This window comes from Streptomyces sp. NPDC033229 (assembly GCF_055576875.1).
This window is the reverse complement of record NZ_JBVIQR010000037.1, coordinates 1-25,339: the sequence shown is the minus strand read 5'-3', so window position 1 is coordinate 25,339 and position 25,339 is coordinate 1. Positions and strand designations below refer to the sequence as shown.

Sequence of the window (25,339 nt, the reverse complement as noted above, 5' to 3'; positions counted from 1 at the left end):
TGCCGCTGCCTCAGCGCTTCTTGGCGACGCCGAGGACCGCGCGTGCCATGGCCTCCTCGCCCTTGGCGTTGGGGTGGAAGGGGGCGGCCGGGTTCTCCGGGTTCGCGCCCTCGACCCAGCGGTCGGCGGCGGGCTTGCAGACGTCGTGGCCGACGGTCGGGCCGTAGGTGTCGGCGTAGCGGACGCCTGCCTTGGCGGCCTGCTGCCTCAGCATCGTATTGAGGTGCTTCTCGGTGTCCCGCAGGTAGCCCACGTCACCGGCGGCGATCGGTACGGCCGGGAAGCAGCCGACCCCGTTGTCCGGCATGATCGTGGGGTACCCGACGATCACGACGCGCGCGTGCGGGGCGCGCTTGCGCACGTCCTTCAGCACCCGGGCGACCTTGGGCGCGGCGGCGGCGATGCGGGCGGTGAGCTGGTCCTTGCCGCCCTCGGTGTACTTGGTACGGCAGGGCGCGCCGGCCGGGTCGGTCGCGGACAGCTGCGCGCAGCTGCCGATGATGTCGCCGAAGCCGATGTCGTTGCCGCCGATACCGACGGTGACGAGCGTGGTGCGCTTGCCGAGGGCGTTCAGCTGGGGCGGGTTGGCGCCCTGGGTCCGCCACATGTCGTCGGTGGTGGCGCCGCTGCAGCTGACGTCCTTGAACGTCCGCGTGTGCAGCCACTTGGCGGTGACCGAGGGGTAGTTGACGCTGGACCGCGCGCAGTCGCCGCCCGTCTGCTCGGGCACGCCCGGTGCGGAGGTGTACGAGTCGCCGAGGGCGACGTAGCGCTCCCCGCCCGTGCCCGTGCCGGCCTCGGAGGCCCCCGCGGGAGCGGCCGCGCCGACCGCCAGCGCCCCTACCGCGCCGAGCGCCGCCAGCGCCTTCCCGTACCGCCCACCGCGTGCGTAAGCCTCTGCCACTACTGCCTCCGAAGGTGTGTCGGGTGACCGCCGATGATCACCGCGCGGGAGTCAGACTCGCTCCGCGGTGACTGTCTGTCAACGTGAGCCGTCTACGGGTGCGGGTGGGCACGGCCTCCCCCGACGAAAACCGGGGCCGCACGCCTTCGCGTGCGGCCCCCGGGATTTCTCCCTGGTCAACGCTGAGTACCGCCTTCGAGCGGTACGAGGTTCGACCACAACGGCTCCTTGCCGAAGCCGCTCATGTACGGGTCGAGATCGGTGTAGGCGTCCCTGCTCACCGGCTGGTCGTCCAGCCACACGGTGTCGCACTCCTTGCAGACCTTGATGACGTCGGCCTGCTCGCGCACGCGACGTCTGACGACCCACCCTTGATCACACCGGGGGCACCAGTCCATCCGTGGCCTCTTTCCCAGGCCATGGACAGGCCGAAATAATTGTGTCGGTACCCGGGGCGACGACGATGCGCGGACTCCGCTCACCCGCCGTTCCCACGGCTTTGCCATCGGGACTATAGAGGCCGCGGGGTCACCGGGGACGGGCGGACCGCGCTTGGCCCCAGGCCACGGTGGCCCGCTCCTGGTCGCGATCGCGGGTGACGTGCCGGGCCTGCCCGCAGGAACGCGCGCACGTCCTGGGCGGACCGGCCGGCGCCTTCCGCGGCCTCCCGCACCCCCATGGCCGCCGATGCTGACGAGCTGCACCGAGGCGATGCGGTCGTCGTGCTTCTCGGCGATCTCCTTCTCGTCGGCCGGAATATGCCGTGCGGCCGGCCTCTCCTCGATCTCTCCGAGTCGCTCTCACCGAGCAATCCCTTCCCTTTACCTGTCCATTGCCTCGATAGGCCCGGCGAACATAACCGCCTCACCGGGTTCCCCGAACAGGAAAATCGGAAGTGGAAACTCCGCTTCCTGGGTACAAGTTCCAGCCACCCATAGGGCGTTGACAATGTCATGCTCACAACGAAAGCGTTACTGGCAGTACGCCTGTGAAATGGGGCCCAAGGACACCTGACGGACCTTCAAGAACCAGCAAAGCCACCACAGGTGATAGGTTCCAGCCACCCGCCTTTATCCCACCATTACGTGCAACGGCATGTGCCGTGCTGCACGCATCCGGAAGGAATCCCTGGTGATATCTCGCGCGCGCAGAATGCTGCTTGCCGGCGTTATCGGTGGCGTCTCCGCCGTCACCGCTGCTTCCGCCATCGCTTTCGCGGCCCCTGCCCCGGCCGCGGACGAGGCCACTCCGCCTTCGGCGATCGAGGACTTCGAGTACCCGGGCGCGGCAAAGATTCTCAAGGACACCGGCATCACCCTCCGCAAGGGCGACGGCCGCATCCTGCTGGGCGATTGCGCCACGGACAGCGACATCATCGTGATGACGCGTCCCACCCCCCAGACCAAGGCGGACAAGTACTGCTTCCGTCTCACGGGCGACAAGAAGTCGGGCTACCTCACGCTGGAGATCCCCCGCGTGTTCGGCCTCCAGACCGAGGACCACCCGGTCCGGGCCACCGTCACCGCCGGCGGCACCTCGCAGACCGTCGACGTGCCCAAGAACGACCTCAAGGGCGTCGGCGAGGGCATCCCCGGCGGCGAGCCCACCGCGCTCGTCGAGCTCCGCGTCACCGGCTGACCCACGCCACCGCCCGGCCGCGACTCCGGCGTGACGGGCACCGGCTGACCCACCCGGTCAGCGCCCCCAGGCTTGGGACGCACATCCGCGCCCCCGGCCGCGACGGCCCCACCGGCCCTCTCGCACCTCTAGCCACCTCAGAAGGAACGAACATGTCCGGCAGACGTTCACGCGCAGCGTGGGTCACCGCTCTTCTCTCCACCACCGTCGCCGCGGGGCTGCTGACCGCTGCACCGGCGAACGCCGTCGTGGGTGACAACCCGGCCGACGGGACCTACGCCTTCACCGCGAAGCTCGACATCGGCGGCAAGCGCAGCTGCTCCGGCGCGCTCGTCGAGCAGGGCTGGGTCATCACCGCGGCCAGCTGCTTCGCCGACAGCCCGGCCCAGGGCTTCAAGATCGCCGCGGGTGCGCCCAAGCTGAAGACGACCGTGACGGTCGGCCGCACGAACCTCTCCTCGACGGCCGGCGTCGTGACCGAGGCCGTCGAGCTCGTCCCGCGTGACGACCGCGACCTCGTCATGGTCAAGCTCGCGCAGCCCGTGACCGGCGTCGCCCCCGTCGCCGTCTCCTCCACCGCCCCCCAGCAGGGTGACGAGGTGCGGGTCGCCGGCTACGGCCGCACCAAGACCGAGTGGATACCGCAGCGTCTGCACAGCAACTCCTTCACCGTCGACTCGGTCAAGGACACCTCGGTCGGCCTCGCCGGCAAGGGTGCCGACGCGGTCGTCTGCAAGGGCGACACCGGTGGCCCGGCCTTCCGTGAGAACGCCGGCCGCGCCGAGCTGGCCTCGATCAACACCGCCTCGTGGCAGGGCGGCTGCTTCGGCACCGACGCGGCCGAGACCCGCAAGGGCGCCGTCAACACCCGCGTCGACGATGTCGCCGGCTGGGTGTCCTCGGTCTACTCCCGCGGCCTGCTGAACAAGGCGAACTGGAAGAACGCCGACCTTCTCGCCTCCGGTTACTTCACCGGCGGCTCGGCCGGCGGCAAGCGCCACATGGACATGATCGTCCGCTGGACCGACGGCTCCGTCACCCTGTACCAGGGTGCCGAGTTCAACGACCCGAAGTACCCCTTCTCCTCGGAGTACAAGCTCGCCGAGGCCGGCAGCACCTTCAAGTACGCGCGGGCCATCTCGGGCGGCCGCTTCACCGAGAACGGCAGCGACGGCCTCATCGTCCGCTGGTCCGACGGTGAGCTCACCGAGTACACCCACGTGGACCAGAACGGCTTCCACGACGAGAAGAAGCTCGCCGAGCCCAACGCCGCCTGGAAGAACGCCAAGCTGGTGACCGCCGGCCGCTACACCGGCAACGCGCTGCGCGACGACATGTTCGTCGTGTGGGTCGACGGCTCCATCTCGATGTACTCCGACATCGACGCCAACGGCATCCGCAAGGCCACCCAGATCCAGAAGGCCAACTCGACCTGGACGCACGCCGAGCAGATCGGCGCCGGCGAGTTCACCGGCAAGAAGACCAGCGACCTGATGGTCCGCTGGTCCGACGGTGAGGGCACCATCTACCCGGGCGTCGACACCGCGGGCCTGCACGGCGAGATCAAGATCCGTGACCCCAAGTCCGCCTGGACCAACGCCACGGTGATCACCGTCGGCGCGTTCGACGCGAACAAGGTCCCCAACGACGTCATCGTCCGCTGGGCCAACGGCAGCCTCACCATGTACCCCGGCGTCGACAGCGCCGGCACCCACAACGAGGTCCGTCTCGTCGGCTGACCCCTGTGACCGCGCCGGGCCGGCCGCCCCTTCCGACACGGCCGGCCCGGCGTGCGGATCGACGCGGCCCTTCCGCCCGAACCGGGCGGAAGGGCCGCGTCGCCGTCTCGGGCCCGTATGACCCCCACCCTCCTGATCGGAGATCTGTTCTTGCGTACGTCACGCCTGCGTCGTCTCGCCGTCTCGGCGGCCTGCGGCACCCTCCTCACCGTCGCCGGTGGCACCACCGCGACGGCCGCCACCGCGCCGACCCCCGGTGCGGGCCCGAAGGCGACTCCCGGTGCGAGCCCCTCGGCCACCCGCGCGGTACCCACGGCGAAGCCGCGGACCGGCACCGGCACCGAAGCCGTCGAGGGCGGCGACTGGTCGGTGGAGGACGCCCTGCGGTTCTGGACCCCGCAGCGCATCACCTCCGCGACCGACCCCTCCGGCCGCGCCCCCAAGCCCGCGACGACCGCCACCCCCAAGGCCGCGCCGAAGGCCCGGTCGCTGGCGGGCGCCAAGCCGGACACCTCCGAGCACTTCCCCGGCATCAAGTCCGTCGGCATGCTCTTCGCCGTCGACAAGGACATGCGCGCGCACTACTGCTCGGCGAGCGCGGTGCAGAGCGGCACCCGCAGTCTCATGCTGACGGCGGGCCACTGCCAGAACTCCAAGGCGGTGTTCGTCCCGCAGTACGACCCGACGAAGTCGCTCCAGAACCAGCCGTACGGGATCTGGCCGGTCGAGGAGTGGTTCGCGGACAAGAGCTACGGGAAGAACGCCAAGGGCCCCGAGTCGGACCTGGACTTCGCGTTCGCGCGCGTCAAGGAGAACGACGGCAAGAAGCTCCAGGACGTCGTGGGCGGCAGCACCCTCGCCCGTACGCCGGGCTTCGAGAACACCACCACCGTGATCGGCTACCCCTCGGTCGGTCACAACCCGCAGGACCTTCCCGTCCAGTGCACCACGCCGACGGCCGCGCTGCCGGGCTTCAACCAGATGCGCATCGACTGCGCGGGCATGTGGGGCGGCGTCTCCGGCGGCCCCTGGTTCTCCAAGATCGACCGGGCGACCGGCACCGGCGAGATCATCGGCAACGTGGGCGGCTACAACGGCGGCGGCCCCGCCGTGCCGAGCAGCGACCCGATGTACAACCGCATCAGCTACAGCCCGATGTACGGCGACCGCTTCTTCCAGTTGTACGACGACGCCGAGCACGGCCGGCACTCCGACCCCGGCCCGTACCGCCAGCCGCAGCTGCCGTTCTCCCTCGGTGGCTCGGAGAAGTGGCAGCAGGCCAAGATGACGGCCGCCGGTGACTTCACCGGCAGTGGCCGCGGCGATCTGATCGCGGTGTGGGCCGACGGCTCGGCCAGCCTCTTCGAAGGCGCCGAGACCAAGGACGCCAAGCACCCGTTCTCCGCCGAGGTCAAGCTCGCCGGTCCGGGCAGCGTATGGCAGTACGCGCGCACCATCAGCGGCGGCCGCTTCACGGAGAACGGCACCGACGGTCTCCTCGTGCGCTGGTCCGACGGTGAGCTCACCGAGTACACCCACGTCGACCGCGGCGGCTTCCACGACGAGAAGAAGCTGTCCGACCCCAATGCCACCTGGAAGAACGCCAAGCTGATCACCTCCGGCCGCTACACGGCCAACGCGCTCCGCGACGACATGCTCGTCGTCTGGGCCAACGGCTCGGTCACCCTGTACCCGGATGTCGACACCAACGCCATCAGCAAGGACACCCAGCTGGTCGGCGCGAACTCGACGTGGCCCAACGCCACCCAGATCAGCGCCGGCGAGTTCACCGGCAAGGGCACGGGCGACCTGATGGTCCGCTGGAGCGACGGCGAGGGCACCATCTACCCCGGCGTCGACGCCGCCGGTCTGCACGGCGAGATCAAGATCAGGCCCGCCAAGTCCGCGTGGACCAAGGCCGACGTGATCACGGTGGGGTCCTTCTCCCCCGGCAGCCGCCTCAACGACATCCTCGTGCGGTGGACCAACGGCAACCTCAGCATGTACACCGGCGTCGACGCCGCCGGTACGCACGCCGAGGTCCAGCTCGTCGGCTGATCCACAGCCCCTGCCCTCGGGCCGGCTTCCCCGTCCGGGGAGGCCGGCCCGTTGTCGTCGCGGGTCCGCACTTAATTGGATTCCTGGAATCCAATTAGTTACGGTGCACGTGTGCGATTGACCAAGAGCACCGACATCGCCCTGCGCATCGCCATGCGCCTGGCGGTGACCCAAGGCGCAGCGGGCCCCGCGGACACGGCCGCACCGACCACCCGCGAGGTGGCGGGCGCGGTCGGCGTGCCGTACACCCACGCGGCCAAGGTGGTCAGCAGGCTCCAGCACCTCGGGGTCCTCGAGGCCCGCCGGGGCCGGGGCGGCGGACTCGCCCTGACCACCGCCGGGCGCACGGGTTCGGTCGGCCGGCTGGTGCGCGAGCTGGAGGGGGCCGGCGACGTCGTCGGTTGCGAGGACGATCCACCCTGCCCCCTGCGGTCCGCCTGCCGACTGCGCGGCGCCCTGCGCGCGGCACAGGAGGCGTTCTTCGCCGCACTCGACCCGATCACCATCGAGGATCTGATCGCCGAACCCGCCGGCCCGGTCCTGCTGAGCCTCAGCACCCGCCCGGAGGACTGAGGGCCCCATCGAGCCCCACCCCCCTTCCGCACATCCTTAAATACGAGTCTGAGATGCCAATTAAGCGCTCAGGCCTGAACGACAGGAGTCGCCGATGCTGTCCCCGAAGTCGACCGAGATCGTCCGCGCCACCCTGCCCGCCGTCGGCGGGGCCATCGGCGAGATCACTCCGCTCTTCTACGACAAGTTGTTCGCCGCCCACCCCGAGCTGCTGCGCGATCTGTTCAACCGGGGCAACCAGGCCAACGGAAGCCAGCGCCAGGCCCTCGCCGGCGCCATCGCCGCCTTCGCCACCGCCCTCGTCGAGCACCCCGAGGTCCGCCCCGACGCGATGCTCTCCCGCATCGCCCACAAGCACGCCTCGCTCGGCATCACGCCCGGTCAGTACCCGCTCGTCCAGGAGCACCTGTTCGCCGCCATCGCCGAGGTGCTCGGCGACGCGATCACCGCCGAGGTCGCCGCGGCCTGGGACGAGGTGTACTGGCTGATGGCGAACGCCCTCATCGCCATCGAGGCCCGACTGTACGAGCGGGCGGGCGCCCCCGACGGCGACGTGTGGATCCCCTGCCGCGTCGTCGCCCGGCTGACGGAGACCGCCGAGGTCGCCACCTTCCTCGTCCGGCCGCTGGACGACCGTCCGATACCCGCCGCCCGCCCGGGCCAGTACGTCTCCGTCCGGGTCGAACTCCCCGACGGGGCCCGGCAGATCCGTCAATACAGCCTCTCCAGCCACCCGGACGACGCCCTGGCTTTCTCCGTCAAGCGCGTCACCGGCGCCCCGGACGGCGAGGTGTCCAACCACCTCCACGACCACGTCGGCGTGGGTGCGCACCTGACCGTCAGCGCCCCCTTCGGCGACGTCACGCTCGCCGACGGCGACGCCCCCGTACTGCTCGCCTCCGCGGGCATCGGCTGCACGCCCATGACGGGCATGCTCTCCCACCTCGCCGCCACCGGTTCGACCCGTCGGATCATCACCGTGCACGCCGACCGCAGCGAGGCCACCCACGCCTTCCGCGAGGACCTCGCCCTGTTCACCGACAAGCTCCCGAACGCGGTCGCGCACGTCTGGTACGAGCAGCCGGAGGGCCCCTGGCCCGCCGAGCGGACCGGCCGGGCGGACTTCTCCGGCCTCGACATCCCCGCCGGCACCATCGCCTACCTCTGCGGGCCGATTCCCTTCCTCCGCTCGGCACGCGCCCAGTTGCTGACGGCGGGCGTCGCCGCCGCCGACATCCACTACGAGGTCTTCGGCCCCGACCTGTGGCTGGGCGAGGCCGGGTGACCCCCCACACCCGTACCAACAGCCGCAAGAATCCAGCCAGTCCGAGACGATCAATCGTTACCCATGCGTAACTCACACAACTATTACCCCGGGTAAACAAACGAGGTTACCGTCGGGTCACTTTGCATCGGCGTGCCGTACCGAACCCCCCACGGCACCGACGTCAGGAGTGCCCGTGCGACACCCTCGACAGGCCCTGCGCACCACGGCAGTCGGCGCCGCCTGCGCCGCGCTGCTCGCCTTCACCTCCCTCGGGCCCGCGCTCGCCGCCCCGCAGCGCGGGCCCGCCGCCGTGGCACCGCAAGCGGGCTCCGCGAACGTCCGGTTCACCGACATACCCGGTTCCGGCGGCATCACCCTCAAGGGCAACGTCTTCACCCCGCGCGACGCCGACGGCTCACGCCGCTACCCGGTGCTCGTGCTGCCCACCAGCTGGGCCATGCCGCAGCTCGAATACCTCGCCCAGGCCAAGCAGCTCGCCGATTCCGGCTACGTGGTGGTCAGTTACACCTCGCGCGGCTTCTGGCTCTCCGGCGGGAAGATCGAGACGGCCGGGCCGCCGGACATCGCCGACGCCTCCAAGGTCATCGACTGGGCGCTCGCCCACACCCCCGCCGACCCGGCGCGGATCGGCATGGCCGGGATCTCGTACGGGGCGGGCATCAGCCTGCTGGCCTCCGGCTTCGACAAGCGCATCAAGGCCGTGGTCGCGATGAGCGGCTGGGCCGACCTCATCGAGGCCATCTACGGCGACCGCACCCAGCACCGTCAGGCCGCCGAACTGCTGGGCGGCCTGGGCGCGCTGACGGGGCGGCCGGGCGAGGAGTTGCAGGGGATCCTGAAGGACTTCCTCGGCTCGAACCTGGCCAAGGAGAAGGAGATGCTCGACTGGGGTGCCAAGCGCTCCCCCGCCACCTATCTCAAGGACATCAACGCGGGCGGCGCCGCCATCATGATGGGCAACGCCTGGGGCGACACGGTCTTCCCGCCCGATCAGTACGCGAAGTTCTACGAGCGGCTCACCGGCCCCAAGCGGCTGGAACTGCGCCCCGGTGACCACGCCACCGCCGAGGGCACCGGGCTGTTCGGGCTGCCCAACGACGTGTGGACCAATGCCCACCGCTGGTTCGACCACCACCTCAAGGGCACGGCCAACGGCATCGACCGCGAGCAGCCCGTCCAGCTGAAGTCCCGCACCGGCGGCGGCTACGAGTCCTATCCCGACTGGGCGGCCGTGGAGCGGACGCGGCGCACCCTGCCGCTGGAGGGCGGCAGAAGCATCCGCGCGGGCGTCGACTCGGGCGCGAACGGCGGCACGGCCCTGCTGTCCAACGTCCTCGACCAGTTCCTGAAGCTGCCGCCGATGGTCTCGGTGCCGCTGCTGCCGCGGGCGTTCGCCGCCGTGTGGCAGTCCGACCGCTATGCCGCGGTGCAGCGCGTGCGGGGCAGCGCGCGGCTGCACACCACGCTCACCAGCGACAAGGAGAGCGGCACGGTGGTCGCCTATCTCTACGACGTGGGCCCGCTGGGGGTGGGCAAGCTCGTCAGCCACGCCCCCTACACCTTCCACGACAAGGCCCCGGGGCAGCCCTTCGGCGTCGATCTGAAGCTGCTCGCCACCTCCTACGACGTCCCGGCCGGCCACCGGCTCGCGCTTGTGGTCGACACGGTGGACCCGCTCTACATCGAGCACAACCCGGACGGCGCGCGGCTGGACTTCTCCTCCCCGAAGGACGACCCCTCCTCGCTGTCGATCCCCGTCCGGGAGTAGTCGGGCCGACCTCAGCCAAACCAGCCCGTCCGGCGCTTGAGGACACAGCACAGCAGCCCGGCCGGCGCCTGAGGACAGAGCACAGCAGCCCGTCCGGCGATCGAGGACACCGCCGCGCAGCGGAGGTGCACACGACTCGGCCCGCGGGGCCAGGCACACGCCCGCCAGGACCGGCGGCCGGGGTTACCCCTGCGGGCCCGCGCCGGGCAACAACGTGCCGGGCTCGGCGTCGGCGACGTCGACCGCCTCCGTCTTGGGGTTGCGCTTCTGCCGCTTGGAGACCCAGTGGGCGAACCAGGACAGGAGCATGCACATCCCGATGTAGATCGGGGAGATGATCATCACGACGGGGATGAACGGCAGGTCGTAGTCGAGGTTGCCGGCGATGAGCTTGCCGGCGTGCAGGAACTCCTCGTAGGTGATGAGGAAGCCGAGCGAGGTGTCCTTCAGGGCGACGACGAGCTGGCTGATGATGGTCGGCAGCATGGCGCGCAGCGCCTGGGGCACCAGGACGAAGGACATCACCTGCGTCTTGTACATGCCCAGCGAGTACGCCGCCTCCCGCTGGCCGCGCTCGACGGAGTTCACCCCCGTGCGGAAGACCTCCGCGAGCACGGAGCCGTTGTAGAGGGTGAGCCCGGCGACGAGGGCGGGCAGCGGCTGCACCTTGAGTGCGACGAAGATGAAGAAGATCATCACCAGCACCGGCATGGCCCGGAAGAACTCCACGAGGAGCGTGGCCACCCAGCGCAGCGGCCGGTGGACCGAGAGCCGTCCGCAGGCGAGCAGCCCGCCGAGGGCGAGGGCGAGGACCGCGGCGTACGCGAAGGCCTTCAGGGTGTTGCCGAGGCCGCGCAGCAGCAGTTCCTGGATGCCCTCGTACTCGAAGGGCCGCCATTTCGCGGTCGTGAACTGGTCGGTGTCGAAGAGGAGGTAGAGGATCCAGCCGAGCAGGCCGAGGATCACGGCGGTCGAGACCAGACCGTAGACGAGGTGCCGACGCCGGGTCAGGGGGCCGGGGACGTCGTACAACGCGGTGCTGGTCATCGGGCGACTCCGTAGCGCTTCTCCAGCACGTTGAAGATCGCGCTGATGGTCAGGGTCACGATCAGATAGCCGACGGCGATCCAGATGAAGGACCAGATGATGCTGTAGCCCATCTCGTTGAGCGGTTTGTACACCCCGAGCAGCTCGGTGACGCTGAACGAACCGGCGATCGCCGAGTTCTTGGCGAGCGCGATCAGCGTCGAGCCGATCGGCGGGATGACGGACCGGAAGGCCTGCGGCAGGACGACGTCGCCGAGTGTCTGCGCGAAGGTCATGCCGAGGCTGCGGGCCGCCTCGCCCTGTCCGGTGGGCACGGTGTTGATGCCGGAGCGCACCGCCTCGCAGATGAAGGCCGAGGTGTAGCAGCCGAGGGCGAGGACCGCGAAGAGCTGGAAGGGCAGCACGACACCGAAGCGCGGCAGGCCGAGCAGCACGGCGAAGAAGAGCAGCGTGAGCGGGGTGTTGCGCAGCACGTCCACCCATACCGTGCCGAAGACGCGCAGCGAGCCGACGGGCGCGACCCGGAAGGAGGCCATCACGAAGCCGAGGACCAGTGCGAGCAGCGAGGCGTAGACGGTGAGCTCGACGGTGCCGAGCAGACCTTTGCCGTAGAGGGAGAAGTTGTCAGTGAGTACGTTCATCGAGGGGACCTACCGGTGTCGTGCCGACCTCAGCCGGCCGGGTAGCGGTCGACGGGCGGCGGAGGTGGGGCGGGCACTCCGGACAGGCCGAGGGTCGCGTCGTACGCCTTCTTCCAGTCGCCGTTCTTCTCGTGTGCCACGAGTGCGTCGTCGAGGGCGAAGCGCAGGGCGTTGTCGGCGCGGGGGACGCCGATGCCGTAGGGCTCCTTGGAGAACGGTTTTCCGACGACCTTCAGCTCGGTGGGGACCTTGGCGGCGTAGCCCATGAGGATGCTGTCGTCGGTGGTGACGGCGTCCACCTGGAGGCTGAGCAGGTTGTCCACGCAGATCGAGTACGTGTCGTAGGCGACGGCGACGGCCTTGGGGTATTCGCGCTCGATGCGCTGCAGCGGGGTGGAGCCGGCGGCCGAGCAGACCTTCTCGCCGTCCAGGTCCTGTGGGCCGTCGATGTCGGTGTCCTTGGCCCTCACGAGCAGCGACTGACCGGCGATGTAGTACGGCCCGGCGAAGCCGACCTGGCGTTTGCGCAGGTCGTTGATGGTGTAGGTGCCGACGTAATAGTCGATCTGGCCGTTCTGGAGGGCGGTTTCCCGGTTGGCCGAGGCGATCGTGCGGAAGGCGATGGTCTTGGGGTCGAAGCCCAGGGAGGCGGACATCATCCGGGCGATCTCGATGTCGAAGCCGGAGTAGGCACCGCTGGCGGGGTCCTTCTCGCCCAGGTAGGGCTGGTCCTCCTTGGCGCCGACGACGAGGTGGCCGCGGTTCTTCGCCTTCCGCCAGGTGGGAGAGGCGGGCAGTTGGAAGCCGGTGTCGACGTGGTAGTCGGGCAGCTGGTCGGGCTGCGGGCCCTTGACGGGCGGGCTGCCCTCCTTGCCGCAGGCACCGGCCAGCAGGGCCAGACCGGCGAGCGCCAGGGCCGCGGCGCACCGGCGGGTGCGCCCGAGGTCACGCTGCCGCGTGCCATTGCGTCTCATGAGCACGGTACCCCCCGCTCAGTGCTTGAGGATCTTGGAGAGGAAGTCCTTGGCCCGCTCGCTCTCGGGGGCCGTGAAGAACTCCTCGGGGGTGCGGTCCTCCACGATGCGGCCGTCGGCCATGAAGACGACCCGGTTGGCGGCGGAGCGGGCGAAGCCCATCTCGTGGGTGACGACGACCATCGTCATGCCGTCCGCCGCGAGCTGGCGCATGACCTCCAGCACCTCGTTGATCATCTCCGGGTCCAGGGCCGAGGTCGGCTCGTCGAAGAGGAGCGCCTTGGGGTCCATGGCGAGCGCGCGGGCGATCGCGACGCGCTGCTGCTGGCCGCCGGAGAGCTGGGCGGGGTATTTGTCGGCCTGGTCGAGCAGACCGACCCGCTCCAGCAGCTCGCGCGAGCGCTTGTTGGCCTCCTCCTTTCCGCGCTTACGGACCTTGAGCGGGGCGAGGGAGACATTGGCGAGCACGGTCTTGTGCGCGAAGAGGTTGAAGGACTGGAAGACCATGCCGACCTCGGCGCGGAGCTTGGCGAGCGCCCGCCCCTCCTCGGGCAGCGGCTGTCCGTCGAGCAGGATGGTGCCGGACTCGACGGGCTCCAGCCGGTTGATGGCCCGGCACAGCGTGGACTTCCCGGAGCCGGACGGGCCGATGACCACCACCACCTCCCCCCGGCCGACCGTGAGGTTGATGTCCCGCAAAACATGCAGTTTTCCGTAGTGCTTATTGACGTCACGCAGTTCGATCAACGGATCGACGGCCATACCCAGCCCTACCCACTCTCAGCTGTCTCGCAGTCGACGCAAACTATCCAGCTCAATACGGGACTTCACTGGAGACACGCACACATACGGGTATTCACACTGCATTAACCGCCATTTGCCCTAGGTACACAGATGGAGCCTGGGTACCTAGCCTGTGGGGGCCGACGGGGGGAACAGTGGGGGGAAAGGAGCCCGGCGTGGGCGACAGCAGGCCCGTCTACCAGCGCATCGCGGACGATCTGCGGCAGCGCATCGACGAGGGCTCCCTCGCCGTGGGCGATCGCATACCCTCCCGCTCCGAGCTCAAGCGGACCTACGCGGCCAGCGACCAGACCGTGGACCGCGCGGTGCGGGTGCTGAAGGCCGCCGGATACGCGGAAGGGCAGTTCGGGCGGGGCGTGTTCGTCACCGACCGGGCGCCGCTGGGCTCCCTGCTCCGCTCGACCGGCGCGGTCGACTCCCCCTTCGCCGCCCGTATCACCGCCCGGGACACCGCGCTGACCTGGGAGGCATCCTCCAGCGAGACGCCCGCCCCGGAGCCGATCGCCGAGCGGCTGGGCATCGGGCCGGGCGAGCCGGTGCTGTGCACCCAGTACGAGTACCTGGCCAACCGGCACCCGGTCCAGCTCGCCACCAGCTGGGAGCCGCTCACCATCACCGAGGGCACCGACGTCGCCCACCCCGAGCGGGGACCCTACGCGCGGCGCGGGGTGCGCGGCCGGCTCGCGGCCATCGGCGTCCGGGTCGTCCGGGCGCGGGAGCTCGTCGGCTCACGACCGGCGACCACGCCCGAGGCCGAGGCGCTCGGCTGCGCGGCCGGCAGTTGCGTCACCGTCGTCGAGCGCACCCACTTCGACGGCGACGACCGGGCCGTGGAGACCTCCGACATCGTGGTGCGCGCCGACCGCTGGCGGCTGGAGTACGACATTCCGTTCATCATCGGCTGAAGCGGCGGGCCGGGCCGTAGGGTGTGTCCGCGAAGTCGCGGCGTACGCCCGAAGGGCGTGGTCCGCGGCGTCTGGGGCGTGCGATCGCAAGGCGGAGGGTCGCCCTCGTACCGGGCGTACTCGGGCGGGCCCGACAACGCAGCGAGCGTGCGTGCCAGGCGTCGCGGGCCAGGCGCGACTTCGCGGACACACCCTAGGGCCCGGGTGGGTGCGTCGGGGCCGTACGACGCGGGCGAGTGCGTCGGGGCCCCAGGGTTTGGGCGGGTGCGTCAGGACCCTGGGGTCCGGGCGGGTGCGTCAGTGCTCCGACAGCTCGGCGTAGAGCTGCGACAGCTCCGGCGCACCGTCCGCCGCCCACGCCTGGCCCGCCTCGACCACGTCGATCTCCCGGCCGTTGGCGAGCCGGACGACCGGCTGCCCGTTGGGCCAGATCCGCCACCCCGCACCCGTGACCGTACGGACGATGACCGTCCCCAGATACAGCCCCGCGTCGTTGCCCAGCCAGGGCAGCAGCTCCGGGTCGTCGCGCCAGCGCGGCTGCAACTGGTCGAGTTCCTCCAGGGACGACGGCGCGTCGTCGAGCGCGACCCCGGCCGACTGCGCGTGCGCGCGCAGCAGTTCGCACTCCGACAGCAACTCGGCCAGCCCCGCCGGGTCCCGGTCGGCCTCGCCCGACAGCGCCACGCCGTGCGCGGGCCCGTGCCGCTTGCGCCAGCTGTCCCAGAAAGGAATGTTCATACCGGCCAGGATCGCATTCGTTCGGATGGCCGCACCACCGGCGCGCGGTGCGCGACGTGGCCGGTTGGCCTCCTTGACGTTGCCCATACGTCTCCTTAGCTTCATCCCGCCACATACAGTGCGGGGAACGCTGGGAGGCATGACACGCATGCTCCGATCAACGCGGCTCGGCGAGGACCACAGCGGCCATCGACACGGCAGACGGCGCGACCGGCACAGACGGTGGACGACGACGGGGATCGTCGCGACGGTGGCGGCCGCTGCCGTGGCCGCCGCGACCACCCCCGCACTCGCCGACACCGCACGCGCACCCCGAGAGCCGCTCCCCCTGGAGCGGCTCTTCGACAACACGGCCATCAGCGACAACTCCCGCCCGGGCAAGGCGGACTTCGACGGGGCGGGCAACTCCCTCTCCGCCCAGGACCTGCGCGCCGCCGGCTGGACGCCGGGGCGCGCACTCGCCATCGACACGGCCCGGCTGCGCTGGCCCGCCTCCGCCGCCGGCCGGCCGGACAACGTACGGGCCGCCGGGCAGAGCCTGAAGCTGAGCGGCCGGGGCGACGCCCTCACCTTCCTCGTCGCGGGCAGCGCCAAGGCCGGCCCCGGCAGCGACACCACCGGCACCGGCACCGTGCGCTACCGCGACGGCTCCAGCAGTACGTACACGCTCACCGCGCCGGACTGGCGCGGCGGCCCACTCACCACCAAGGCCGTGGGGCTGCCCCACGTCAACGCCCCGGGTGGCCAACGCTCCGAGACCGCCCGGCTGTACGCGGTGACCGTGCCCGTCGCACGCGGCCGGGAGATCACTGCCGTCGTCCTGCCGAAGGACCCCGGGCCCGCCACCGATCTGCACGTCCTCTCGGCGGCGCTGCGCACCCCCACGAACGGGTGGACCGGCAGTTGGGCGGCGTCCACCTCCGGGTACATCGCGGTGGGGCCCTGGACCGACCGGACGCTACGGCTGATCGTGCACAGCAGCGCGGGCGGGCCCCGGACCCGGATCCGGCTGGAGAACACCTTCGCGGCGACGCCGGTGCGGATCGGGCACGCGAGCGTCGCGGTCCAAAGCGGCGGCGCGACGGCGGCCGGCAAACCGCGGGCCCTGACCTTCGGCGGCCGGGCGGGGGCCGAAGTACCGGCGGGGGCCCAGCAGTTCAGCGACCCCGTGGGCTTCCGGGTACCGCCGGGCACGAATCTGCTGGTGAGCATCCATCTGCCGGGGACAGTACGGGCCGTGCCCGTACACAGCTACAGCAACCAGGTCTCGTATCTGAGCGGTGACGGCAGCGGCGACCGCACGGGCGACCGCGGCGCGGATGCCTACGGCCAGAAGCTCAGCGGCTGGCCGCTGCTGACCGGCGTGGACGTCACCGGCGGACCGGGCTCGGTGGTGGCCTTCGGCGACTCGATCACCGACGGCGGCAACTCCACGGCGGACGCCAACCGGCGATGGCCCGACCAGCTCGCCCGGCGGCTCCGGGAACAGCGCGAGGTGCCCCGGTTCGGGATGCTCAACCACGGCATCTCCGGCAACCGCGTCGTGGGCGACCGCTACCCGGGCAACGGGACCAGCACCATCAGCAGCGGGGTCAGCGCCGTGCACCGGCTGGAGCGCGACGTGCTGTCGCAGACGGCCGCCCGGACGGTCATCGTCTTCGAGGGCGTCAACGACATCCGCGCCGGCACGTCCGCCGATCAGGTGATCGCCGGGCTGCGGTCCATCGCGCAGCGCGCCCACGCGCGCGGGATGCGGGTGGTGGTGTCGACCATCGCGCCCTGCGGCGGTTTCTACGACTGCACCCCGGCGGCGGAGGCCCGGCGCGCCGCCATCAACACGCATGTGCGGTCAGGCGGCGGCTACGACGCGGTCCTCGACTTCGACGCCGCGATCCGCGACCCGCGGCAGCCGGACCGGATGCTGGCGGCCTACGACAGCGGCGACCATCTGCACCCCAACGACGCGGGGATGAAGGCGTTCGCCGACTCCGTCGACCTGCGCGTGCTGGTCTGACGGTCCGGCCCGGCGGGGTGCGCGGCGGGGGAACGAGGGGCGAGGGAACGAGGGGCGTGGGCGTCCGGGCTCACACGTCCAGGTCGACGACGACCGGGGCGTGGTCCGAGGCGCCCTTGCCCTTGCGCTCCTCACGGTCCACGTAGGCGTCCTTGACGGCACCGGCGAAGGGGGCGTTCCCGTAGACCAGGTCGATGCGCATGCCCCTGTTCTTCGGGAAGCACAGCTGGCGGTAGTCCCAGTAGGTGTAGGGACGGTCGTACTTCAGCGGGCGGGGCACGACGTCGGACAGGCCGGTGTCGCGCAGGGCCGCGAGCGCGGCGCGCTCGGCCGGGGTGACATGGGTGGCGCCCTCGAAGACGGCGGGGTCGAAGACGTCCTCGTCGGTCGGGGCGATGTTGTAGTCACCGAGCACGGCGAACGGCCGCTCCGCCGCCGCGTCGGCCGCGACCGCGTCCCGCAGCGCCTCGAGCCAGAGGAGCTTGTAGGAGTAGTGGTCGTGGCCGATCTCGCGGCCGTTGGGCACGTAGACCGACCAGACGCGGGCGCCCCCGCAGGTAGCCGCGATCGCGCGGGGCTCCTGGACGCCTTCGTAGTCGGGGCCGCCCGGCAGGCCCGTCACCACGTCCTCCAGGCCCACGCGCGACAGCAGGGCGACCCCGTTCCACCGGCCGGTGGCGTTGACCGCCGCCTCGTAGCCCAGCTCGCGCAGTTCGTCCGTCGGGAACTGCTCGGCGGTGCACTTGGTCTCCTGCACGCACAGCACGTCCGTGCCGCTGCTCTCCAGCCAGGCCAGCAGCCTCGGGAGACGGGCGGTGATCGAGTTCACGTTCCAGGTGGCGATGCGCATGGGCCAACCCTAACGGCCGGGTGTGACAGTCACCGGCCGGTGGCGGTGGCGCCCCGCCCCGGACCGGCGGCGGTCAGAGTTCCACGGTCTCGCCGGGCGCCAGCCGGGAGTGGTCCGCCCCCGCGACTCCCGGCCCGGCCGGGCCCAGCATCCGGTCGTAGACGGGCCGGGCGAGGTCGGTGAGCAGGGCGTCGTGGATGTCGATCGCGCGCCGCGGCTTGACCTCCCGTACGTAGTCGATGACCTCGGAGACCTTGTTCCAGGGGGCCATGACCGGCAGCATCAGGGTGTCCACCGGCCGCCCGGGCAGGGTCAGCGCGTCGCCGGGGTGGAAGACCGAACCGTCCACGAGGTACCCGACGTTGGTGATCCGCGGGATGTCGGGATGGATCACGGCGTGCAGCTGGCCGTGGACCTCGATGTCGAAGCCGGCGGCGGTGAAGGTGTCCCCCTCGCCGACGGTGTGCACCCGGCCGGGGAAGGCCGCCGACACCTGGTCCGCGACGCTGCGCAGCGTCCACAGCTCGGCGGCCGGATTGGCCTCCAGGCCCGCCCGCAGCCGGTTCTCGTCGAAGTGGTCGGGGTGCTCGTGGGTGACGAGGATCGCGTCCGCGCCGAGGGCCGCGTCCTCCTCGCTGAAGGCACCCGGGTCGATGACCAGCGTGCGGCCGTCCTTCTCCAGCCGAACGCATGCGTGACTGTTCTTGGTCAGCTTCATGGAACCCATCTTGCTCCTTCCACCCCGTCCCGCTACGCCTCCGGGGCGGGCTTGGCCGGCTCGCTGTCCTCTTCGGCGACGACGCGCTCGGCCACCGCGAAGGCGGCGTCAGCCGCCGGGAGACCGCAGTAGAGGGCGGCGTGCAGGAACGTTTCCTTGATCTCGTCCGCGGCGACGCCGTCGCGCAGCGCGGCCCGCAGGTACCGGGCCAGCTCGTCGAGGTGGCCGCCCGCGGTGAGGGCGGTCAGGGTGATGAGGAAGCGGGTACGCCGGTCCAGCCCGGGGCGTGCCCACGTCCCGCCCCACGCCACGCGGGTGACGAAGTCGTCGTACTCGGCCCCGAAGCCCTCCGGGTCCCTCGGGCTCTCCTCGCCGAGCACTTCCCGGCGGACGCGGACGCCTGTGGCGTGCGCGTCCGCGTCCGCGTCCGCGGCGGGGGCGGTCGCGGGGGCGGGGGCGGCGTAGGGGTTGGGGCCCGCGGGGGTGGCGTACGGGTTGTCGCCCGCGTCGGCCGGCAGATGCCCGGCCACGGCGGGGGCGGGGACCGAGGGGGCCGGCACGGACGGCGGGATGGAGGCGGCGGACGCGGGCGCTGCGAAGGGGCCGGCGCCCTGGGCCGGGGCCGGGGTCACGGCCGACGGCGGCGTGACGGTCGGCTCGGCAGCGGGCTGCGGCACCGGGGGCGGGCCCGCTGCGGGGGTCTGCTCGGGCGCCGCGATGGGGCCGGCCGGTTCGCGTGACTGAAGCCCGACGGGTGCGGCTGCCGCGAACGGCCCGCTCGGCACAGGCGCCTGAGCACCGGCGGGAGCAGGCGTCCGAGGGCCGACGGGCCCCGCCTGTACGGTGCCCGCAGCAGGCGTGGGGGCACTCTGCCACGCCGTCGTGAAGTGACGGACCAGCAGGTCGGTGACGGCCGCCGGCTGCTCGACCGGCGCGAGGTGGGACGCGGCCGGCACGACGGCGAGCCGCGCGTCGTGGATACCGGCGACCAGCACCCGGGCGTCGGCGGGCGGGGCGACCTGGTCCTCGGCCCCGACGAGGACCAGCGCGGGAGAGCCCGTACGGCCCAGGTCGTCCCGGATGTCGAAGGCGGCCAGTGCCTGGCACGCGGCGATGTAGCAGAGTGGGTCGGTGGTGCGGACCATCTGCACGGCCCACTCCACGATGGCGGGCTGGGCGGCCAGGAAGGCGGGGGTGAACCACGCCTCGGGCGCGGACCGCGCGATGGGGTCGAGGCCGCTCGTGCGGACCACGTCGCCGCGCTGCCGCCAGGACTCGGCGGTGCCGAACCGGGCAGAGGTTCCGACGAGTGCGAGGGAGGCGAGGCGCCCCGGATGGCGCAGGGCGAGATCGGCACCCACCGCGCCGCCGATGGAGCAGCCCGCGAAGCCGAAGCGCTCGATGCCGAGCCCGTCGAGGGTGGCCAGCAGCCGATCGGTGAGATCGCCGACGGAGCCGATCGGCCGGGCGGGGGCGCCGCCGTGACCGGGGAGGTCGAAGCGCAGCACCCGCCAGTGCCGGGCCAGCTCCGGGACCTGCCGGTCCCACATGTGCCATGTAGTACCGAGGGCCGGTCCCAGGACCAGGACCGGGGCGTCTTCTGGCCCGTCAGAGCGGTATTGCAGCGTATCGATCTTGGTCTCGCTCACGGGTTCACACCTTCATCTGTCACGATCTGTCACACGCCCCCCGCGAGACCTCCCCATGCCTCCGCTGCTGGAAGCAGGTCCGCCACGTCCGGTTTCACGTACCACTTCTTGGTCGTCTTCACGTTCGTGTGCCCGGCCCACATGGCAAGCAGGTGATCCGGCACCCCGTTGTTCCCGAGGTAGGTCAAGCACGACGCCCGAGCATCGTACAGACGTGCTCTGCGAAGGCCGTTTTCGTCCATGATGTTGTAGGCCCGCACCCGGAGCTGCCGACCGTTCAGCGCGGCGCCGACTTCATCCACGAGCACGTACCCGCCGCTCTCGTCCCCTTCGCCGGACGGAGCCCCCATCAGGGAAAGCAGCAGCGGCGCGTACAGGCGGTCCCCCTTCATCGCGGCACGTCGCTCGCCACACTCACCGTCACCAGGCGGCGCGTGACGGCCCGGTTCAGGGCGTGCTTCAGCCTGGCCAGGCTCATGTCCACGGAGGTCACCCCGAGGCCCGTACCCCGCCTTCACGCCGCGTGCACGCCCTCGCTGGAGCGCCCGTCGCATCCAATCAACCACGTGGTCTTCGGTGAGTTCCTGGAGCCGGATGTGCCCGAGCTTCCCGCGTACGCGGTACGTCTTGGACGACCGCAGCGGCAATCTCGGCGCAGACGCGTGGGGCAGAGAAACGTGCCTGCTGGCGTTCGAGCATGCAGCGTTCCCACTGGCCGCTTCGGGGCCCGCTGTGTCACGAGGTGATCGATAAGGACGGCACGGTCTATCTGATCGGCAACGGCCGGGCGAACCACGCTGGGCGTGGCGACGGTGATGTGCTGCGGGCGGTGATCGCCGAGGAGTCTCTGCCGGACCCGGAATCTCTACACGACCGGCCAGCCGTACGACCCGGCGATCGGCCGCCGTGGCTGGGACCCTGCTCCACAAGGTCGCCTACGGAAACTGAAAGATCATGGGCACCTTCATCCCCTGTATCAGGGGCACTGCGCCGGGTAGCGGCCGGAGATCATGCAGAAGCCGAGATTACCGCCTGCCCACCGGCCGAGGCTGTCGGTCCACTCCAGGAGAGCGTTGGCGGCGGCCGAACTCTCGTTGGCTTGGGCTTTCAAGGCCGTGCGGGCGGCAAGGAACTCCTGGACGCGGTCGGTAATCCGGGCGACGGTGAACTGGGCGGCGTCCTGCACGCTGATCTGGTGGTGATGGGCGAGGACCGCCACAAGGTTGCACTGCTCTCCCTGGGAGAGTTCCTTCGGCGCGGAGAACAGGTCGTTCGTCCAAGCAGTGATGTCGGCCGCGCTGTCCACCAGGCGGCGATGCAGGTCGCTGGAGAGAAAGGCGTCGGGCAGCTCCTGACCGCAGGCGTATTCGACGAGATCGAAGTGCCAGATCAGGGTGGAGGAAATGCGCCGCCAGGGAACGTAGTCGTCCAAGGCCGGTGGAGGGCCGGCGCGGGCGCGGCGGGAGCCGGACTGGATATTGGCGTGCTCCCAGTCGGCGAGGTGGGTGCGGAATCGTGCCCGCCAGGCTGGGCTCATAGTCTCTTCGATGTCCTCCAGCAGCGGGGAGGCCGTCAGGGGATGAGGTCGCAGGACACCCTCGTCGGCATGGTCGTCGTCGAGGAACATCATCAGGTCCAGGCAGGCGAGGGTTTCCAGGCGGTCGCGAGGCGCGGTGGGGTAGACCCATGCTGCGAACTGGTCGCACTGCTGGCTGTGGGCGCGGTCGGCCGCCTGCGGGGTGGCGTAGAGACCGATACGGTTCGCCCACGCGCGGGCGTGAGCGGCAGCCGCGACGGCTCCTGAGTGGATCTGCTGAGGGAAGGGCAACGTCAGTGAGGGCAGGGTGAACTGACCGTCGGTTGACATGCGGCCATCCTGCCCAACGGGCCAGGAGCCCACGCGGCAGGCTACGGCCCGCCCGTCTTGATCCGCTTCTCCCGATCGGTTCGTGCGCATTGCCTGTTGCCGCTGCCCTCCCGATAGCCCCGACCGCCCAAGAGCGCGAGCGGCTGAAGAAGCTGGCTTACGGACACAGGACCGAGTACCGGCTGCGCCTGCGCGCGCAGGTCGTGCTGCAGACCGCGCGTGGACGCTCCAACGCGCGCATCTGCCGCGAGACGGGGTTGCTCCTGGACACCGTACGCACCTGGCGGGGCCGGTTCGCCGGCCACGGCCTACCGGGCCCGGCCGACCGCAAGCGCACCGGCCGCCCGCGCACGTTCACTGCATTGCAGACCGCCCAGGTCAAGGCGCCGGCCTGCCAGCTGCCCGCCGGGAGTGGGGTGCCGCCGGCCCGCTGGTCGGCCCCGGAGCCGGCCCGCGAGGCCGTCCGGAGCGATGCAGCCGCACACCGACCAGGTGGACACGGGTGCCGACGACGGGCCGGTGCCGTTCGTAGGAACAGCGATACGCGAGTGGGCCGAGCCGAGCCCTGTTTTCCACGCCATATCCTCTTGGCGAGGAGTAGGACCAAGGCAGGAGAGGCACGTGAGGTCATTCGGACTGCGGCGGGTCGATGCCTTGTGGGCGGCTGCCCGTTCCATTGAGGTCTCCCCTCGGTGGCCGCGAGGGAGCGAGCGGTCGGTCATGGTGGGCGGCTTCGGTGAGATCGCCGAGCTGGCCGGCCTTTTGGAAGTCGATTTGTCGGCCAGCCCCTTCGACTGCATGTGTTGGGGAGATGTGAGCTTCACGGTTCGGGGCGAACTGGGAACAGTACTGGGTGAATTGACACATCACAGCGGCGGCGGCCTGGACTGGCCGCCATGGGGCGGCCAGGTCCCGCTTCTCCGGCTTGAAGAGCTGACCCAATGGCTGGTCGTGCGTGGTGTGGTCGGACCGCGCCTGGACGCCGACCTGCTCGGTCCGATCTGAGCGACTCCCCCGGGCGGGGACAGGGCGGCCACGCCGCTCGCTGGAGGCCTACCCCCTTCCATGACGTGCAGAGCGGTGCGAGCGGCCCGCGTACCGCGGGCGCGCTCGTGCGCCTCGATCCCTCGGGGCCGACGTAGGCGGGGTGGGCGGCTGTCCACGGCGTTTCATCCGGTGGGCGCCGCCGGGAGCACATGGTCGCCGATCTTGTCGGTGCTGAGGCACAGGGAGCAGACGACAGCTCCGTGCGTCAGGCAGGCCGCCACGTCGGGGCGTTCCAATTCCTGGCGGCATACGTGGCATTGGTGCAGGGTGGCGCTCGGGTTGCCGTCCTCGTCGAGCAGTGGCTCGTCGATGCCGTCCGTGGCGCGGCGCAGGTAGTAGCGCCCCTTGGTCAGTACGGCCATCAGCGGCGTGAGGACAAAGGCGATCAGGGCCGCCGCGACCGGCGAGTACGGCTGAAGGGTGTCGCCCCAGGCGTGGAGTACGCGGGGCGAAGCGGAGGGTGTAGTCCTCCAAGGTCTCCTCGGCCGCGTGGTCGGGGGCGCCCCCCGCACGCGGAGCGTGTCGACGGCTGTCGTTCTCCATCAGCCGTGGCTCGGTACTCATGGTGCCTCCCGGGCGCGGTGTCACCGCAAGGGCTTCGCGGATGCCCGGAAGGCTAAGGAGGCTGTGTTTCCGGCTCGCCCCTCGTGCATGAAGGGAGTGTTTCGCGCCGCCGGTCCGATCAGGTCTGCGCGCACTCGGGGCAGTCGAGCCGGAATGGCCGCGGCCCTTGCTGGACGTCTCGTCGGCGGCCGTGGTGCGCGAGGTGACCCTGGCGCTCGCACACGCGGTGCAGCTCCCCGCACCGCACGGCCACGTGAAGGGCGATTCCCCCGTCGGGGCGGGGGCGGCGGCCACCTCGACTCCGGCCTCTTCTGGGTTGATACGCGGGCGAGGGAGCGTAGCGTAGTAAGTACTGGGCGGCGACCCGACCGTTGCTCGGGAAGCATCGACGGCCGCCGTGTCAGCGAGACGACACAGCGTAGAGCCGATGCGCGATGTGCCGGGGCCTGTCGAAGCCTGATCGGGACCTGTTGAGAGCTTGCCCTCGCCGCATGAGGCACACATAGCCGATCTCCATGGACAACTCCCCGCACGGCCCCTGCTTCCGCAGGCATCTCCTGTGGTGCTCCGGTGCGGCCGCGGAGGCCCTTCCGTGGAGGAGGGAGATCATGGCTGAATACGAGACCTACTGTGCGAGAGCCGACGAGGCGCGTGCCCGCGAACTCGCCTCGACCACATCCCCGTACACGATCGAGGTGGAGTTCCTCGGCGGTCTGAACGAGGCCCAGAAGGCCGCGTTCGCCACCGCGGCGGACCGCTGGGCCAAGGTCATCGTGGGAGATCTGCCGGACGTGAACGTCAACGGCAGGATCATCGACGACCTCTTGATCCGGGCCCAGGGCGCGACCATCGACGGACCGGGAACCATCCTGGGGCAGGCGGGACCGGGGCTGCTCAGACCGGCCGACGGGCCCGGGGAGTTCCTTCCCGCGACGGGCATCATGTCCTTCGACAAGGACGACCTGGCCAGCATGCAGGCCAAGGGGACACTGGTGGATGTGATCACCCACGAGATGGGGCACGTCGTCGGCCTCGTCACCGCACCCGCGTTGAAGAAGGGGCTGGTCCAGGGCGTCGGCGGCGACAATCCCGTCTTCCGTGGTCAGCAGGCCCAGGAGGAATACCGGAAGCTGAGGGGCGCGGACCAGCTCAAGCCGGTACCGGTGGAGAACGAGGGGCAGCCGGGCACGCGCGACGCGCACTGGAGGGAGAAGGTGTTCGCCAACGAGCTGATGACCGGGTTCGTCAAGGAAGCGCCCAATCCGCTGAGCCGTATGACGGCGGGGGGCCTGAGGGACCTCGGCTACGTGGTGGACCTGGAGGCCGCCGACGACTACAGCCTGCCCAGCCTCCTGGCGCTCGCCGAGGAGGGCCAGCTGCGGACGCACATCGCCCCCATCGACGTCGGCATCGTGCTGCCCACCATTCCGACCGTGCTGCCCTCGGACAGCCTGGTCACCGCTTCCCAATGCTGAAGTCAAGCCATGGAGGTGACGGGCGGTACCACTTGGTAGCACCGTCGGTCACGGATGAGTGCCCAGATGACGTTGACG

23 protein-coding genes and 2 pseudogenes are annotated in these 25,339 nt (G+C 70.7%); 12 read left to right on the top strand and 13 right to left on the bottom strand.

Annotated elements, in window-relative coordinates; all coding sequences use genetic code 11:
• Window positions 1-10 precede the first annotated feature (10 nt).
• Together ACZ53N_RS27675 and ACZ53N_RS27670 are read right to left on the bottom strand one after the other, a co-directional pair.
• Window positions 11-904, bottom strand: coding sequence for an SGNH/GDSL hydrolase family protein (locus ACZ53N_RS27675; protein ID WP_469143521.1), 894 nt, complete (start codon window positions 902-904; stop codon window positions 11-13).
• Between the two features lie 176 nt (window positions 905-1,080).
• Window positions 1,081-1,254, bottom strand: a complete 174-nt coding sequence (locus ACZ53N_RS27670; protein ID WP_469143520.1) for a hypothetical protein — start codon at window positions 1,252-1,254, stop codon at window positions 1,081-1,083.
• A gap of 781 nt (window positions 1,255-2,035) precedes the next feature.
• On the opposite strand from ACZ53N_RS27670, the gene ACZ53N_RS27665 reads away from it, so the two are divergent.
• From ACZ53N_RS27665 to ACZ53N_RS27640, 6 genes are all read left to right on the top strand, one after another.
• Window positions 2,036-2,542 (top strand): hypothetical protein, encoded by a 507-nt coding sequence (locus tag ACZ53N_RS27665; RefSeq protein WP_469143519.1) that lies wholly within the window; start codon window positions 2,036-2,038, stop codon window positions 2,540-2,542.
• A gap of 152 nt (window positions 2,543-2,694) precedes the next feature.
• Window positions 2,695-4,281: a S1 family peptidase gene (locus tag ACZ53N_RS27660; RefSeq protein WP_469143518.1), complete on the top strand. Its 1,587-nt coding sequence runs from the start codon at window positions 2,695-2,697 to the stop codon at window positions 4,279-4,281.
• A gap of 150 nt (window positions 4,282-4,431) precedes the next feature.
• Complete coding sequence (locus ACZ53N_RS27655) at window positions 4,432-6,339, top strand: trypsin-like serine peptidase (RefSeq protein WP_469143517.1); 1,908 nt, start codon at window positions 4,432-4,434, stop codon at window positions 6,337-6,339.
• A 111-nt stretch (window positions 6,340-6,450) separates the two neighbouring features.
• Window positions 6,451-6,912, top strand: a complete 462-nt coding sequence (locus ACZ53N_RS27650) for an RrF2 family transcriptional regulator (RefSeq protein WP_469143516.1) — start codon at window positions 6,451-6,453, stop codon at window positions 6,910-6,912.
• A 94-nt stretch (window positions 6,913-7,006) separates the two neighbouring features.
• Window positions 7,007-8,197 (top strand): globin domain-containing protein, encoded by a 1,191-nt coding sequence (locus ACZ53N_RS27645; protein WP_469143515.1) that lies wholly within the window; start codon window positions 7,007-7,009, stop codon window positions 8,195-8,197.
• 175 nt (window positions 8,198-8,372) lie between these two features.
• Window positions 8,373-9,968, top strand: coding sequence for a CocE/NonD family hydrolase (locus ACZ53N_RS27640; RefSeq protein WP_469143514.1), 1,596 nt, complete (start codon window positions 8,373-8,375; stop codon window positions 9,966-9,968).
• A 183-nt stretch (window positions 9,969-10,151) separates the two neighbouring features.
• Here ACZ53N_RS27640 and ACZ53N_RS27635 read toward each other — a convergent pair whose 3' ends face one another.
• Genes ACZ53N_RS27635 through ACZ53N_RS27620 form a run of 4 tightly spaced genes read right to left on the bottom strand, consistent with a single transcriptional unit; the run spans window position 10,152 to window position 13,392 of the window.
• Window positions 10,152-11,015, bottom strand: a complete 864-nt coding sequence (locus ACZ53N_RS27635) for an amino acid ABC transporter permease (protein WP_469143513.1) — start codon at window positions 11,013-11,015, stop codon at window positions 10,152-10,154.
• Entirely contained in the window at window positions 11,012-11,656 is a 645-nt protein-coding gene (locus ACZ53N_RS27630) for an amino acid ABC transporter permease (protein ID WP_469143512.1), read from the bottom strand. Before ACZ53N_RS27630 ends, ACZ53N_RS27635 begins: the two co-directional genes overlap by 4 nt.
• A gap of 29 nt (window positions 11,657-11,685) precedes the next feature.
• Window positions 11,686-12,630 carry a glutamate ABC transporter substrate-binding protein gene (locus ACZ53N_RS27625; RefSeq protein WP_469143511.1) on the bottom strand — a complete coding sequence of 315 codons (945 nt, stop codon included), beginning with the start codon at window positions 12,628-12,630 and terminating at the stop codon, window positions 11,686-11,688.
• A gap of 18 nt (window positions 12,631-12,648) precedes the next feature.
• Complete coding sequence (locus ACZ53N_RS27620) at window positions 12,649-13,392, bottom strand: amino acid ABC transporter ATP-binding protein (RefSeq protein ID WP_469143510.1); 744 nt, start codon at window positions 13,390-13,392, stop codon at window positions 12,649-12,651.
• 197 nt (window positions 13,393-13,589) lie between these two features.
• On the opposite strand from ACZ53N_RS27620, the gene ACZ53N_RS27615 reads away from it, so the two are divergent.
• A complete protein-coding gene (locus ACZ53N_RS27615; protein ID WP_370422339.1) occupies window positions 13,590-14,339 on the top strand; it encodes a GntR family transcriptional regulator in 750 nt (249 codons plus the stop codon).
• Between the two features lie 297 nt (window positions 14,340-14,636).
• On the opposite strand, the gene ACZ53N_RS27610 is transcribed toward ACZ53N_RS27615, so the two are convergent.
• A complete protein-coding gene (locus ACZ53N_RS27610) occupies window positions 14,637-15,077 on the bottom strand; it encodes a DUF6278 family protein (RefSeq protein ID WP_469143509.1) in 441 nt (146 codons plus the stop codon).
• A gap of 148 nt (window positions 15,078-15,225) precedes the next feature.
• On the opposite strand from ACZ53N_RS27610, the gene ACZ53N_RS27605 reads away from it, so the two are divergent.
• On the top strand, window positions 15,226-17,091 hold the full coding sequence (locus ACZ53N_RS27605) for an SGNH/GDSL hydrolase family protein (protein ID WP_469143577.1): 1,866 nt from the start codon (window positions 15,226-15,228) through the stop codon (window positions 17,089-17,091).
• Between the two features lie 70 nt (window positions 17,092-17,161).
• Here the strand turns inward: ACZ53N_RS27605 and ACZ53N_RS27600 are convergent, their stop codons facing one another.
• The 4 genes from ACZ53N_RS27600 to ACZ53N_RS27585 form a co-directional block, all read right to left on the bottom strand.
• Window positions 17,162-17,941 (bottom strand): exodeoxyribonuclease III, encoded by a 780-nt coding sequence (locus tag ACZ53N_RS27600; protein ID WP_362214820.1) that lies wholly within the window; start codon window positions 17,939-17,941, stop codon window positions 17,162-17,164.
• Window positions 17,942-18,014: 73 nt separating this feature from the next.
• Window positions 18,015-18,659 (bottom strand): MBL fold metallo-hydrolase, encoded by a 645-nt coding sequence (locus tag ACZ53N_RS27595; protein WP_469143576.1) that lies wholly within the window; start codon window positions 18,657-18,659, stop codon window positions 18,015-18,017.
• 32 nt (window positions 18,660-18,691) lie between these two features.
• Window positions 18,692-20,308, bottom strand: a complete 1,617-nt coding sequence (locus ACZ53N_RS27590) for an alpha/beta fold hydrolase (RefSeq protein ID WP_469143508.1) — start codon at window positions 20,306-20,308, stop codon at window positions 18,692-18,694.
• Window positions 20,309-20,337: 29 nt separating this feature from the next.
• Window positions 20,338-20,700 (bottom strand): tyrosine-type recombinase/integrase, encoded by a 363-nt coding sequence (locus tag ACZ53N_RS27585; protein WP_469143507.1) that lies wholly within the window; start codon window positions 20,698-20,700, stop codon window positions 20,338-20,340.
• A gap of 317 nt (window positions 20,701-21,017) precedes the next feature.
• Between ACZ53N_RS27585 and ACZ53N_RS27580 the strand changes: the two are divergent.
• Window positions 21,018-21,161 (top strand): annotated as a pseudogene (locus ACZ53N_RS27580) (peptidoglycan-binding protein); the annotation flags it as partial.
• 123 nt (window positions 21,162-21,284) lie between these two features.
• Here ACZ53N_RS27580 and ACZ53N_RS27575 read toward each other — a convergent pair.
• Window positions 21,285-22,175: a terpene synthase family protein gene (locus ACZ53N_RS27575; protein ID WP_469143506.1), complete on the bottom strand. Its 891-nt coding sequence runs from the start codon at window positions 22,173-22,175 to the stop codon at window positions 21,285-21,287.
• On the opposite strand from ACZ53N_RS27575, the gene ACZ53N_RS27570 reads away from it, so the two are divergent.
• Window positions 22,169-22,855, top strand: a complete 687-nt coding sequence (locus tag ACZ53N_RS27570; RefSeq protein ID WP_469143505.1) for a helix-turn-helix domain-containing protein — start codon at window positions 22,169-22,171, stop codon at window positions 22,853-22,855. The two genes, ACZ53N_RS27575 and ACZ53N_RS27570, sit on opposite strands and share 7 nt — an antisense overlap.
• A 40-nt stretch (window positions 22,856-22,895) precedes the next feature.
• Window positions 22,896-23,180, top strand: coding sequence for a hypothetical protein (locus tag ACZ53N_RS27565; RefSeq protein WP_469143504.1), 285 nt, complete (start codon window positions 22,896-22,898; stop codon window positions 23,178-23,180).
• Between the two features lie 164 nt (window positions 23,181-23,344).
• Here the strand turns inward: ACZ53N_RS27565 and ACZ53N_RS27560 are convergent.
• Window positions 23,345-23,659: pseudogene (locus tag ACZ53N_RS27560) on the bottom strand (allantoin permease); the annotation flags it as partial.
• A 735-nt stretch (window positions 23,660-24,394) separates the two neighbouring features.
• Here ACZ53N_RS27560 and ACZ53N_RS27555 point away from each other — a divergent pair.
• Window positions 24,395-25,261, top strand: a complete 867-nt coding sequence (locus ACZ53N_RS27555; protein WP_469143503.1) for a leishmanolysin-related zinc metalloendopeptidase — start codon at window positions 24,395-24,397, stop codon at window positions 25,259-25,261.
• Window positions 25,262-25,339 lie beyond the last annotated feature (78 nt).